This is a genomic window from Psychrobacter sp. TS_SC_6, from assembly GCF_056156305.1.
Genome location: NZ_CM149590.1, coordinates 1146239 through 1162119, shown reverse-complemented (window position 1 = coordinate 1162119; position 15881 = coordinate 1146239). Strand labels below are relative to the sequence as shown.

The window sequence follows — 15881 nt, the reverse complement described above, 5'->3', positions numbered from 1 at the left end:
AACAGACAGCATAAAAAACGCCTCCATTTCGGAAGCGTTTTAAAGATTAAGATTTAATTATTTAACATTAGATAATATTAGTGATATCAGTATCGATATAAATCTGTGTAGAGATATCGTTACCTGCTTGCCATACATTGAACATCTCACCGTCTGAGGTAACCTGTTCAACATTTGACCAACTATCACCTTCTAGATTGACCGTATCATCGCTATCACCTCTAATATAAATAGCGGAATTAACGTCTTTAGCTGCTACGTTCAAAGTATTAGCACCAATGCCGCTGATATCAATGATATCAATGATATCAATGATATCAGACAGGCTAATAACTTGATCTGCGCTCTCAAAGCTAAGTATATTGAGTCCATCGCTTGAGGTGGTTAGGAATGTATCAGGAAGTTCAATAGTGTTATCAGTAGCAATTGTGAAGCTTTCATCTAGCAGCATGCTACGTGCAGCAAACGCCCCAATGTTAGCATTGTAGTCAAGCGTAATATCGAGACTTGCAGTAGAGATTTCGCCATTTGGTGCAGTAACTGTATACTCGAAGCTATCAATATTACCAAACGTACCCGTGAAATTAGGACTGGCTACGTAGTTATAACTACCGTCTGGATTTATGGTTAGTGTGCCATACGTTCCATTGATAATACTGCCGCCAGTCTCTACAGGCAAATTATTCACTGCCGACACGACCGTTCCGGCTGTAATAATATCTACACCATCAGCACCTATGTCGGTAATGACATTTCCACCTACGGAGGCACTAATCGTTGCAGGTGGGTTGTAGCTGGTGATGACATCAGACGTAGTACGAATCGTAAGGTCACTCAGTAATGAGGCGTCTAAAAGTCCACCGTTGTTACCGAGAGTAACATAGTAAGTTCCACCACCTTCAAACTCTGGTAATGGTAGATCATTTGCGTTCCATATGGTAGGTAAAATACCCGTTCCATCGAGCCAGTTAGCTTGTTCATAAACAAGTATGGCCTGAGAGCTACCTTCTTCTACTCTATAGACTAGAAGATCAAAATCGATATCTCCTAGATCTAAAACAACTGATAGACTCAAGAGAGCAGAGCCACTACCATCCACCGTTACCTGCCGAGTGGTATTTTCAGCTATGTTAAAAGAAAGTGCATTACCACCATTCAGTAGACTTACGTCAATTGTGCCCGCAAGAACACCAACATTGAGAAGTCCTCCTACAGAAGTACTCTGTAGAGCTATATTAGTAGTCGATGTCTGGAAACCTATATCTAATGCAACATCATTGTCAAACGCTACTGGCATAGTCGTATCAACAGTGATAGTAGCTGTCGCAGCGATGATGCTTACGTTGCCCGCAGGGTCTGTTGCAGTAGCGCTCAATTGCTCAGCGCCTTCTCCCATTGCCCTCACTTCTGCTCTATCAACGTTCACGCTCCAGTTACCATCAGCATCAACAATAGCAGTACCTAAAACATTATTCGAGCCGTCAGTCAAGGTGATCGTATCACCTGAAACCCCTGTACCAGTTACCGCAAAACTTGCCGCTGCCTCAGTACCGTTAACGACGTTATCGCCAGCAATAGGATCATCGATCGTTGGGGTATCTGGCGGCGTCGTATCGATGACCTCATCGAAATTGATCACCAACTCTGCTGTATCACTAACAAATCCATCAGAAACCGTATAGGTGAATGTCTCTGTCTGACCTGATGATGCAAAATCGCCGTTCGCCGTATAGGTATAACCACCATTGGAATCAATAACCAAAACACCATACTGACCTTGTATCGTGAATGTCGTTGTATCAACAACCGTCACAGAAGTAGGCTCTGATCCAGTATTATTACTATCGATATCAATCAGTACGCCGCCAAGCACGTCATCCTCACCTGGTTCACCTACTACCAATGGATCAGGATCAGGATTAATGACATTACCCATAATGACAGTGTCATCTGCATAATCAAACTCAGTCACTGTGGCAGTGATATCCGTCGTTTGGAGTAAGGTCAAAGTGTTACTCAGTAGTGCTTCGGCCACTGCATCAAGTACTGGGTCAATTACACCTTCAAGTAAACCACCTACTAGTGCATTTTCTTGAAGTACACCTACTAGCTCACCAATCCCTAGCTCACCAGCTGCCTGCAATGCAACTTCGAGAATACCTCTAACAGTAGTTCCCAATTGTAAAATAGGAAAATCAGAGTTCAATGCGTTCTCTAATGCACTCAAGACAGTATTTTGGTTATCCGATCCTAATACTACACCAGCATCGCCTAACTCTGACAATGTAAGGTCATTAACTAAGGTTTCTAGAACGCTTCGATTATTACGTACAACTATTCTATAATTATCTGGTTCTAAACCAGACACCGTTGCTGTTAAGGTATTGTTGCCCGTTAACCCTAACAGTTCTAGACCTATTACATTGCCTACTAGTGGCTCATTACCTGTAGTGCCAACATAAACAAGTTGATCGGCGCTATTGTAGATCTCTATATTCACCGCATCTGCTACGGTAACTAATGCTGTCTGACTGACTTCGATACTAACTGTACCACTTGCGCCTGCATTCACGGTAAAGCCAAGATTACTCTCTGTACCACCCGTCCCTTCAAACGCTCCAAGTATGACCAAATCAGAACCACTGACTGGAGCATAATAGGTGACCTGTAATGCTCCTAGATCCAAATCGTCCAGATCATCGCGAGCAATGAAATCTGCGTTTAGAGCAAAATCGACAGCCACACTTGGCGCACTGACATTACCAGCAGCATCCGCCACTGTCGCCACCACGCTATAAGCGCCATTAACACTAATGCCATCTACACCATTTGGAATGGTGATATCTACCGTACCATTGCCACTGTTAACATCAAGATCATCTGCGGTCACTACATAATCAACGGTGATAGACGTACCGCCAGCATATGTCACAGTCAAGGTCACGATATCACCTACTAAAGTACCCGTTGGTAATGCCACCTGAGTCTGAATACCATCTAAGAACTCAGTCGCATTCACGCCACCAGCAGCCTCAGGAATGACCACGACTGGCAACGGTTGAGCTGCGCCATCTCCTCCAGGTGCAGTGGTATCTACTGTGATGGTTTCGACAGGCGCATTACCACTCACATTACCAGTACCGTCTATAATATTGTAACTTAGGTCATGATTACCATCTGTAAGCGCAATGATCGGTATCAAAGTAACGCTACCATCATCGTTGGGCACCATGGTTGAAGCGACTATTTCCCCATCGACTACCAATTGCGGTGTGCCACGGCTGATTTGATCGGCAGGTACAATGACACCTGGCGTATTGTCATTAGTAATACCAAAATCTGCGATGATTTCTGGAGGATCTAGCAAATCACCGCTACCATCATTGGCCACGTTGTCAGTGATGACAGGGGCATACAAAGGCGCAGTACTATCAACACTAATATCTGCAATTACAGTACCACTTTCATTACCCGCTTTATCTCTGATACTGGCAGCTACCCTATCGCCAGGATCAACATCTAGTGAGTAACCTATAAATAGTATTTTTCGAGTTATCAAGATTTCTTGATCATTAACAATTAAGATATCGCCAAGTTGCGCATCATTAGGCACTTCGACAACGACAGTGACCGTGCCATCCGCATTTAAATCCTCATCGCTATATGTGCCGTTGAGGCCATTTGGTGTAGGTACGTTAATAATAGGTGCAGAAGGTGCAATTGTGTCACCTAAACCGACAACTAACTGTGGTTCAGAGCTATTATCTGAAGCGTCTGTAGCAGTAACTTGCACCTGTTGATCTTTATCAAGAGCAGGTTTGATTGTTACTTCGAAATTACCTAATGAATCCGCTAAGGTTGCAAAATCAGCCCTTCCATCTCCATTTACATCAACACCAACGATCGCGCCTGCTTCGGTCGTACCTGTAATAATGGTGCTATCAGGTTTACCATTGCCATCTTCGTCTGGGCCATTAGCAATTGCATCGACCGTCAGAATGGGGGCCTCTGTATCACCAACTCTCGCAAAATCTTTACCAATCCCTGATTGAGTACCATCTTGGTATGTGATTACGGCTCTAACAAACAATGTCTGACCTTGTGCTGGAATATCTACAGAAGTAATAAAGCCATTATTAATCATGTCTTGAGTAATAACAGTATCAACGCCATTAACGGTTAAGATATCATCTACTTGAGCGTCATCTGTTAGCGCAATAGCAACCGCTACTTTGCCTGCCTCAAGTAAGTCGGAACCCGTGATCAACGCATCATCCCCTTCCAAGATGTTAACAAAAGGAATATCGTCACCATCTGCGCCATCGACACCATCAACGCCGTCTGCACCGCTTAGGTAGTTGATCAAATCAACGACGGTGGCAGTTGCTGGCAATACATTCGCGGCAATCAATAACTCAAGAGCAGATTGTCCATCTGCACCGTCCGCACCATCAACACCGTCTGCACCGCTTAGGTAGTTGATCAAATCAACGACGGTGGCAGTTGCTGGCAATATATTCGCGGCAATCAATAACTCAAGAGCAGACTGGCCATCTGCACCGTCTGCACCGTCCGCACCATCAACGCCGTCTGCACCGCTTAGGTAGTTGATCAAATCAACGACGGTGGCAGTTGCTGGCAATACATTCGCGGCAATCAATAGCTCAAGGGCAGATTGTCCATCTGCACCATCAACGCCATCAACGCCGTCTGCACCGCTTAGGTAGTTGATCAAATCAACGACGGTGGCAGTTGCTGGCAATACATTCGCGGCAATCAATAGCTCAAGAGCAGACTGGCCATCTGCACCGTCTGCACCATCAACGCCGTCTGCACCGCTTAGGTAGTTGATCAAATCAACGACGGTGGCAGTTGCTGGCAATATATTCGCGGCAATCAATAACTCAAGAGCAGATTGGCCATCTGCACCGTCTGCACCATCAACGCCATCCGCACCGTCTGCACCGCTTAGGTAGTTGATCAAATCAACGACGGTGGCAGTTGCTGGCAATACATTCGCGGCAATCAATAACTCAAGAGCAGATTGTCCATCTGCACCGTCTGCACCATCCGCACCATCAACGCCGTCTGCACCGCTTAGGTAGTTGATCAAATCAACGACGGTGGCAGTTGCTGGCAATATATTCGCGGCAATCAATAGCTCAAGAGCAGATTGTCCATCTGCACCGTCTGCACCGTCTGCACCATCAACGCCGTCTGCACCGCTTAGGTAGTTGATCAAATCAACGACGGTGGCAGTTGCTGGCAATACATTCGCGGCAATCAATAGCTCAAGAGCAGACTGGCCATCTGCACCGTCTGCACCGTCTGCACCATCAACGCCGTCTGCACCGCTTAGGTAGTTGATCAAATCAACGACGGTGGCAGTTGCTGGCAATACATTCGCGGCAATCAATAGCTCAAGAGCAGACTGGCCATCTGCACCATCAACGCCGTCTGCACCGCTTAGGTAGTTGATCAAATCAACGACGGTGGCAGTTGCTGGCAATATATTCGCGGCAATCAATAGCTCAAGAGCAGACTGGCCATCTGCACCATCAACGCCATCAACACCGTCTGCACCGCTTAGGTAGTTGATCAAATCAACGACGGTGGCAGTTGCTGGCAATATATTCGCGGCAATCAATAGCTCAAGAGCAGATTGGCCATCTGCACCGTCTGCACCGTCTGCACCATCAACGCCGTCTGCACCGCTTAGGTAGTTGATCAAATCAACGACGGTGGCAGTTGCTGGCAATACATTCGCGGCAATCAATAGCTCAAGAGCAGACTGGCCATCTGCACCGTCTGCACCGTCTGCACCATCAACGCCGTCTGCACCGTCTGCACCACTTAGGTAGTTGATCAAATCAACGACGGTGGCAGTTGCTGGCAATACATTCGCGGCAATCAATAGCTCAAGAGCAGATTGGCCATCTGCACCGTCTGCACCGTCTGCACCGTCTGCACCATCAACGCCGTCTGCACCGCTTAGGTAGTTGATCAAATCAACGACGGTGGCAGTTGCTGGCAATATATTCGCGGCAATCAATAGCTCAAGAGCAGATTGGCCATCTGCACCATCAACGCCGTCTGCACCGCTTAGGTAGTTGATCAAATCAACGACGGTGGCAGTTGCTGGCAATACATTCGCGGCAATCAATAGCTCAAGAGCAGACTGGCCATCTGCACCGTCTGCACCATCAACGCCGTCTGCACCGCTTAGGTAGTTGATCAAATCAACGACGGTGGCAGTTGCTGGCAATACATTCGCGGCAATCAATAACTCAAGAGCAGATTGTCCATCTGCACCATCAACGCCGTCTGCACCGCTTAGGTAGTTGATCAAATCAACGACGGTGGCAGTTGCTGGCAATACATTCGCGGCAATCAATAGCTCAAGAGCAGATTGGCCATCTGCACCGTCTGCACCGTCTGCACCATCAACGCCGTCTGCACCGCTTAGGTAGTTGATCAAATCAACGACGGTGGCAGTTGCTGGCAATATATTCGCGGCAATCAATAGCTCAAGAGCAGACTGGCCATCTGCACCGTCTGCACCGTCTGCACCATCAACGCCGTCTGCACCGCTTAGGTAGTTGATCAAATCAACGACGGTGGCAGTTGCTGGCAATATATTCGCGGCAATCAATAACTCAAGAGCAGATTGTCCATCTGCACCATCAACGCCATCAACGCCGTCTGCACCGCTTAGGTAGTTGATCAAATCAACGACGGTGGCAGTTGCTGGCAATACATTCGCGGCAATCAATAGCTCAAGAGCAGACTGGCCATCTGCACCGTCTGCACCGTCTGCACCATCAACGCCGTCTGCACCGCTTAGGTAGTTGATCAAATCAACGACGGTGGCAGTTGCTGGCAATACATTCGCGGCAATCAATAGCTCAAGAGCAGACTGGCCATCTGCACCGTCTGCACCGTCTGCACCATCAACGCCGTCTGCACCGCTTAGGTAGTTGATCAAATCAACGACGGTGGCAGTTGCTGGCAATATATTCGCGGCAATCAATAACTCAAGAGCAGACTGGCCATCTGCACCATCAACGCCGTCTGCACCGCTTAGGTAGTTGATCAAATCAACGACGGTGGCAGTTGCTGGCAATATATTCGCGGCAATCAATAGCTCAAGAGCAGACTGGCCATCTGCACCATCAACGCCATCAACACCGTCTGCACCGCTTAGGTAGTTGATCAAATCAACGACGGTGGCAGTTGCTGGCAATATATTCGCGGCAATCAATAGCTCAAGAGCAGACTGGCCATCTGCACCGTCTGCACCATCAACGCCGTCTGCACCGCTTAGGTAGTTGATCAAATCAACGACGGTGGCAGTTGCTGGCAATACATTCGCGGCAATCAATAACTCAAGAGCAGATTGTCCATCTGCACCATCAACGCCGTCTGCACCGCTTAGGTAGTTGATCAAATCAACGACGGTGGCAGTTGCTGGCAATACATTCGCGGCAATCAATAGCTCAAGAGCAGATTGTCCATCTGCACCGTCTGCACCGTCTGCACCATCAACGCCGTCTGCACCGCTTAGGTAGTTGATCAAATCAACGACGGTGGCAGTTGCTGGCAATATATTCGCGGCAATCAATAGCTCAAGAGCAGACTGGCCATCTGCACCGTCTGCACCGTCTGCACCATCAACGCCGTCTGCACCGCTTAGGTAGTTGATCAAATCAACGACGGTGGCAGTTGCTGGCAATATATTCGCGGCAATCAATAACTCAAGAGCAGATTGTCCATCTGCACCATCAACGCCATCAACGCCGTCTGCACCGCTTAGGTAGTTGATCAAATCAACGACGGTGGCAGTTGCTGGCAATACATTCGCGGCAATCAATAGCTCAAGAGCAGACTGGCCATCTGCACCGTCTGCACCGTCTGCACCATCAACGCCGTCTGCACCGCTTAGGTAGTTGATCAAATCAACGACGGTGGCAGTTGCTGGCAATACATTCGCGGCAATCAATAGCTCAAGAGCAGACTGGCCATCTGCACCGTCTGCACCGTCTGCACCATCAACGCCGTCTGCACCGCTTAGGTAGTTGATCAAATCAACGACGGTGGCAGTTGCTGGCAATATATTCGCGGCAATCAATAACTCAAGAGCAGACTGGCCATCTGCACCATCAACGCCGTCTGCACCGCTTAGGTAGTTGATCAAATCAACGACGGTGGCAGTTGCTGGCAATATATTCGCGGCAATCAATAGCTCAAGAGCAGACTGGCCATCTGCACCATCAACGCCATCAACACCGTCTGCACCGCTTAGGTAGTTGATCAAATCAACGACGGTGGCAGTTGCTGGCAATATATTCGCGGCAATCAATAACTCAAGAGCAGACTGGCCATCTGCACCATCAACGCCGTCTGCACCGCTTAGGTAGTTGATCAAATCAACGACGGTGGCAGTTGCTGGCAATATATTCGCGGCAATCAATAGCTCAAGAGCAGACTGGCCATCTGCACCGTCTGCACCGTCTGCACCATCAACGCCGTCTGCACCGCTTAGGTAGTTGATCAAATCAACGACGGTGGCAGTTGCTGGCAATACATTCGCGGCAATCAATAGCTCAAGGGCAGATTGTCCATCTGCACCATCAACGCCATCAACGCCGTCTGCACCGCTTAGGTAGTTGATCAAATCAACGACGGTGGCAGTTGCTGGCAATACATTCGCGGCAATCAATAGCTCAAGGGCAGATTGTCCATCTGCACCATCAACGCCATCAACGCCGTCTGCACCGCTTAGGTAGTTGATCAAATCAACGACGGTGGCAGTTGCTGGCAATACATTCGCGGCAATCAATAGCTCAAGGGCAGATTGTCCATCTGCACCATCAACGCCATCAACGCCGTCTGCACCGCTTAGGTAGTTGATCAAATCAACGACGGTGGCAGTTGCTGGCAATACATTCGCGGCAATCAATAGCTCAAGAGCAGATTGGCCATCTGCACCGTCCGCACCATCAACACCGTCTGCACCGCTTAGGTAGTTGATCAAATCAACGACGGTGGCAGTTGCTGGCAATATATTCGCGGCAATCAATAACTCAAGAGCAGACTGGCCATCTGCACCGTCTGCACCGTCCGCACCATCAACGCCGTCTGCACCGCTTAGGTAGTTGATCAAATCAACGACGGTGGCAGTTGCTGGCAATACATTCGCGGCAATCAATAGCTCAAGGGCAGATTGTCCATCTGCACCATCAACGCCATCAACGCCGTCTGCACCGCTTAGGTAGTTGATCAAATCAACGACGGTGGCAGTTGCTGGCAATACATTCGCGGCAATCAATAGCTCAAGGGCAGATTGTCCATCTGCACCATCAACGCCATCAACGCCGTCTGCACCGCTTAGGTAGTTGATCAAATCAACGACGGTGGCAGTTGCTGGCAATACATTCGCGGCAATCAATAGCTCAAGAGCAGATTGGCCATCTGCACCGTCTGCACCGTCTGCACCATCAACGCCGTCTGCACCGCTTAGGTAGTTGATCAAATCAACGACGGTGGCAGTTGCTGGCAATATATTCGCGGCAATCAATAGCTCAAGAGCAGATTGGCCATCTGCACCGTCTGCACCGTCTGCACCATCAACGCCGTCTGCACCGCTTAGGTAGTTGATCAAATCAACGACGGTGGCAGTTGCTGGCAATACATTCGCGGCAATCAATAGCTCAAGAGCAGACTGGCCATCTGCACCGTCTGCACCGTCTGCACCGTCTGCACCATCAACGCCGTCTGCACCGTCTGCACCACTTAGGTAGTTGATCAAATCAACGACGGTGGCAGTTGCTGGCAATACATTCGCGGCAATCAATAGCTCAAGAGCAGACTGGCCATCTGCACCGTCTGCACCGTCTGCACCGTCTGCACCATCAACGCCGTCTGCACCGTCTGCACCACTTAGGTAGTTGATCAAATCAACGACGGTGGCAGTTGCTGGCAATACATTCGCGGCAATCAATAGCTCAAGAGCAGATTGGCCATCTGCACCGTCTGCACCGTCTGCACCATCAACGCCATCAACACCGTCTGCACCGCTTAGGTAGTTGATCAAATCAACGACGGTGGCAGTTGCTGGCAATACATTCGCGGCAATCAATAGCTCAAGAGCAGATTGTCCATCTGCACCGTCTGCACCATCAACGCCATCAACGCCGTCTGCACCGCTTAGGTAGTTGATCAAATCAACGACGGTGGCAGTTGCTGGCAATACATTCGCGGCAATCAATAGCTCAAGAGCAGATTGTCCATCTGCACCGTCTGCACCGTCTGCACCATCAACGCCGTCTGCACCGCTTAGGTAGTTGATCAAATCAACGACGGTGGCAGTTGCTGGCAATACATTCGCGGCAATCAATAGCTCAAGAGCAGACTGGCCATCTGCACCGTCTGCACCGTCTGCACCATCAACGCCGTCTGCACCGTCTGCACCACTTAGGTAGTTGATCAAATCAACGACGGTGGCAGTTGCTGGCAATACATTCGCGGCAATCAATAGCTCAAGAGCAGATTGGCCATCTGCACCGTCTGCACCGTCTGCACCATCAACGCCGTCTGCACCGCTTAGGTAGTTGATCAAATCAACGACGGTGGCAGTTGCTGGCAATACATTCGCGGCAATCAATAGCTCAAGAGCAGACTGGCCATCTGCACCGTCTGCACCGTCTGCACCATCAACGCCGTCTGCACCGTCTGCACCACTTAGGTAGTTGATCAAATCAACGACGGTGGCAGTTGCTGGCAATACATTCGCGGCAATCAATAGCTCAAGAGCAGATTGGCCATCTGCACCGTCTGCACCGTCTGCACCATCAACGCCGTCTGCACCGCTTAGGTAGTTGATCAAATCAACGACGGTGGCAGTTGCTGGCAATACATTCGCGGCAATCAATAGCTCAAGAGCAGACTGGCCATCTGCACCGTCTGCACCGTCTGCACCATCAACGCCGTCTGCACCGTCTGCACCACTTAGGTAGTTGATCAAATCAACGACGGTGGCAGTTGCTGGCAATACATTCGCGGCAATCAATAGCTCAAGAGCAGACTGGCCATCTGCACCGTCTGCACCGTCTGCACCATCAACGCCGTCTGCACCGCTTAGGTAGTTGATCAAATCAACGACGGTGGCAGTTGCTGGCAATACATTCGCGGCAATCAATAGCTCAAGAGCAGACTGGCCATCTGCACCGTCTGCACCGTCTGCACCATCAACGCCGTCTGCACCACTTAGGTAGTTGATCAAATCAACGACGGTGGCAGTTGCTGGCAATACATTCGCGGCAATCAATAACTCAAGAGCAGATTGTCCATCTGCACCATCAACGCCATCAACGCCGTCTGCACCGCTTAGGTAGTTGATCAAATCAACGACGGTGGCAGTTGCTGGCAATACATTCGCGGCAATCAATAGCTCAAGAGCAGATTGGCCATCTGCACCGTCTGCACCGTCTGCACCGTCTGCACCATCAACGCCGTCTGCACCGCTTAGGTAGTTGATCAAATCAACGACGGTGGCAGTTGCTGGCAATACATTCGCGGCAATCAATAACTCAAGAGCAGATTGTCCATCTGCACCATCAACGCCATCAACGCCGTCTGCACCGCTTAGGTAGTTGATCAAATCAACGACGGTGGCAGTTGCTGGCAATACATTCGCGGCAATCAATAACTCAAGAGCAGATTGTCCATCTGCACCATCAACGCCATCAACGCCGTCTGCACCGCTTAGGTAGTTGATCAAATCAACGACGGTGGCAGTTGCTGGCAATACATTCGCGGCAATCAATAGCTCAAGAGCAGATTGGCCATCTGCACCGTCCGCACCATCAACACCGTCTGCACCGCTTAGGTAGTTGATCAAATCAACGACGGTGGCAGTTGCTGGCAATATATTCGCGGCAATCAATAACTCAAGAGCAGACTGGCCATCTGCACCGTCTGCACCGTCCGCACCATCAACGCCGTCTGCACCGCTTAGGTAGTTGATCAAATCAACGACGGTGGCAGTTGCTGGCAATACATTCGCGGCAATCAATAGCTCAAGGGCAGATTGTCCATCTGCACCATCAACGCCATCAACGCCGTCTGCACCGCTTAGGTAGTTGATCAAATCAACGACGGTGGCAGTTGCTGGCAATACATTCGCGGCAATCAATAGCTCAAGAGCAGACTGGCCGTCTGCACCATCAACGCCATCAACGCCGTCTGCACCGCTTAGGTAGTTGATCAAATCAACGACGGTGGCAGTTGCTGGCAATACATTCGCGGCAATCAATAGCTCAAGGGCAGATTGTCCATCTGCACCATCAACGCCATCAACGCCGTCTGCACCGCTTAGGTAGTTGATCAAATCAACGACGGTGGCAGTTGCTGGCAATACATTCGCGGCAATCAATAGCTCAAGAGCAGATTGGCCATCTGCACCGTCCGCACCATCAACACCGTCTGCACCGCTTAGGTAGTTGATCAAATCAACGACGGTGGCAGTTGCTGGCAATATATTCGCGGCAATCAATAACTCAAGAGCAGACTGGCCATCTGCACCGTCTGCACCGTCCGCACCATCAACGCCGTCTGCACCGCTTAGGTAGTTGATCAAATCAACGACGGTGGCAGTTGCTGGCAATACATTCGCGGCAATCAATAGCTCAAGGGCAGATTGTCCATCTGCACCATCAACGCCATCAACGCCGTCTGCACCGCTTAGGTAGTTGATCAAATCAACGACGGTGGCAGTTGCTGGCAATATATTCGCGGCAATCAATAACTCAAGAGCAGATTGGCCATCTGCACCGTCTGCACCATCAACGCCATCAACGCCGTCTGCACCGCTTAGGTAGTTGATCAAATCAACGACGGTGGCAGTTGCTGGCAATACATTCGCGGCAATCAATAACTCAAGGGCAGATTGTCCATCCGCACCATCAACGCCATCAACGCCGTCTGCACCGCTTAGGTAGTTGATCAAATCAACGACGGTGGCAGTTGCTGGCAATACATTCGCGGCAATCAATAGCTCAAGGGCAGATTGTCCATCTGCACCATCAACGCCATCAACGCCGTCTGCACCGCTTAGGTAGTTGATCAAATCAACGACGGTGGCAGTTGCTGGCAATACATTCGCGGCAATCAATAGCTCAAGGGCAGATTGTCCATCTGCACCATCAACGCCATCAACGCCGTCTGCACCGCTTAGGTAGTTGATCAAATCAACGACGGTGGCAGTTGCTGGCAATACATTCGCGGCAATCAATAGCTCAAGGGCAGATTGTCCATCTGCACCATCAACGCCATCAACGCCGTCTGCACCGCTTAGGTAGTTGATCAAATCAACGACGGTGGCAGTTGCTGGCAATACATTCGCGGCAATCAATAGCTCAAGAGCAGATTGTCCATCTGCACCGTCTGCACCGTCTGCACCATCAACGCCGTCTGCACCGCTTAGGTAGTTGATCAAATCAACGACGGTGGCAGTTGCTGGCAATATATTCGCGGCAATCAATAACTCAAGAGCAGACTGGCCATCTGCACCGTCTGCACCGTCCGCACCATCAACGCCGTCTGCACCGCTTAGGTAGTTGATCAAATCAACGACGGTGGCAGTTGCTGGCAATACATTCGCGGCAATCAATAGCTCAAGGGCAGATTGTCCATCTGCACCATCAACGCCATCAACGCCGTCTGCACCGCTTAGGTAGTTGATCAAATCAACGACGGTGGCAGTTGCTGGCAATACATTCGCGGCAATCAATAGCTCAAGAGCAGACTGGCCATCTGCACCGTCTGCACCGTCTGCACCATCAACGCCGTCTGCACCGCTTAGGTAGTTGATCAAATCAACGACGGTGGCAGTTGCTGGCAATATATTCGCGGCAATCAATAACTCAAGAGCAGATTGGCCATCTGCACCGTCTGCACCATCAACGCCATCCGCACCGTCTGCACCGCTTAGGTAGTTGATCAAATCAACGACGGTGGCAGTTGCTGGCAATACATTCGCGGCAATCAATAACTCAAGAGCAGATTGTCCATCTGCACCGTCTGCACCATCCGCACCATCAACGCCGTCTGCACCGCTTAGGTAGTTGATCAAATCAACGACGGTGGCAGTTGCTGGCAATATATTCGCGGCAATCAATAGCTCAAGAGCAGATTGTCCATCTGCACCGTCTGCACCGTCTGCACCATCAACGCCGTCTGCACCGCTTAGGTAGTTGATCAAATCAACGACGGTGGCAGTTGCTGGCAATACATTCGCGGCAATCAATAGCTCAAGAGCAGACTGGCCATCTGCACCGTCTGCACCGTCTGCACCATCAACGCCGTCTGCACCGCTTAGGTAGTTGATCAAATCAACGACGGTGGCAGTTGCTGGCAATACATTCGCGGCAATCAATAGCTCAAGAGCAGACTGGCCATCTGCACCATCAACGCCGTCTGCACCGCTTAGGTAGTTGATCAAATCAACGACGGTGGCAGTTGCTGGCAATATATTCGCGGCAATCAATAGCTCAAGAGCAGACTGGCCATCTGCACCATCAACGCCATCAACACCGTCTGCACCGCTTAGGTAGTTGATCAAATCAACGACGGTGGCAGTTGCTGGCAATATATTCGCGGCAATCAATAGCTCAAGAGCAGATTGGCCATCTGCACCGTCTGCACCGTCTGCACCATCAACGCCGTCTGCACCGCTTAGGTAGTTGATCAAATCAACGACGGTGGCAGTTGCTGGCAATACATTCGCGGCAATCAATAGCTCAAGAGCAGACTGGCCATCTGCACCGTCTGCACCGTCTGCACCATCAACGCCGTCTGCACCGTCTGCACCACTTAGGTAGTTGATCAAATCAACGACGGTGGCAGTTGCTGGCAATACATTCGCGGCAATCAATAGCTCAAGAGCAGATTGGCCATCTGCACCGTCTGCACCGTCTGCACCGTCTGCACCATCAACGCCGTCTGCACCGCTTAGGTAGTTGATCAAATCAACGACGGTGGCAGTTGCTGGCAATACATTCGCGGCAATCAATAGCTCAAGAGCAGATTGGCCATTGACACCGTCTACGCCATCTTCACCTCTTAAGTATTCGATCAAATCAGCAACAGTGGCCTCCGCGTCTAGTTCACCCGCAGCAATCAATAGCTCAAGGGCAGATTGGCCATTGACACCGTCTACGCCATCTTCACCTCTTAAGTATTCAATAAAATCAGCGACTGTTGCGCCTGCTGGTAATGCACCCGCTTCAATCAAAAGCTCAAGGGCTGACTTTCCATCAATACCGTCTTGGTCATCAGCATCGGCATCAGCATCGCTGTCATCATTAGAGAAAGCAGCGGAAGCTAGGCCTATTCCCGCAAGACCTGCTAGCCAAGGTAAGGCACTAAATACTCCAGACTCCGTAGCCCCTATCCACCAAGGCGAGATCTGCGCATATCCGCCCAATGATTGTCCTTGTATTTCACCTGATGCCAACTCAGTGACATAGTCAGCAACTTCACCAGTATCAGGAACGTAGTAGTAATAACTACCATCTTCCGCGATACCGATAAGTGCACTTTCAGTAGCATCGTAAAATCCCTCAATAATCAGATCAGGATCGACACTATTATTTTTAAAAGAAACCTGAAGATCTTGACCTACACGTTTAGTAATAATATTGTCTGGGGCATAGCCCGTTGACTCATCAAGAAACTCATAGTTAGTTTTATCGATAGCTTGGAGTACCGTAGGAGTACCGTCTTGTGTCACAACTGTATGTTCAGCAACGGTTTCGGCTTGGCCAATTACCTTGATATTGATAGTTCTCATAAAATCATCCTTAATTAATTCTAAATAATAT

General features: G+C 49.7%; 1 protein-coding gene. It reads right to left on the bottom strand.

What is annotated here, in order from left to right:
* Positions 1-67: 67 nt before the first annotated feature.
* Positions 68-15850, bottom strand: a complete 15783-nt coding sequence (locus tag AC0J5Y_RS05025; protein WP_475131814.1) for an Ig-like domain-containing protein — start codon at positions 15848-15850, stop codon at positions 68-70.
* Positions 15851-15881: the final 31 nt, after the last annotated feature.

What these genes read in the sequence shown, in the direction of transcription:
- AC0J5Y_RS05025 (WP_475131814.1), bottom strand. Translation starts at nt 15,850, where the DNA reads ATGAGAACTATCAATATCAAGGTAATTGGCCAAGCCGAAACCGTTGCT.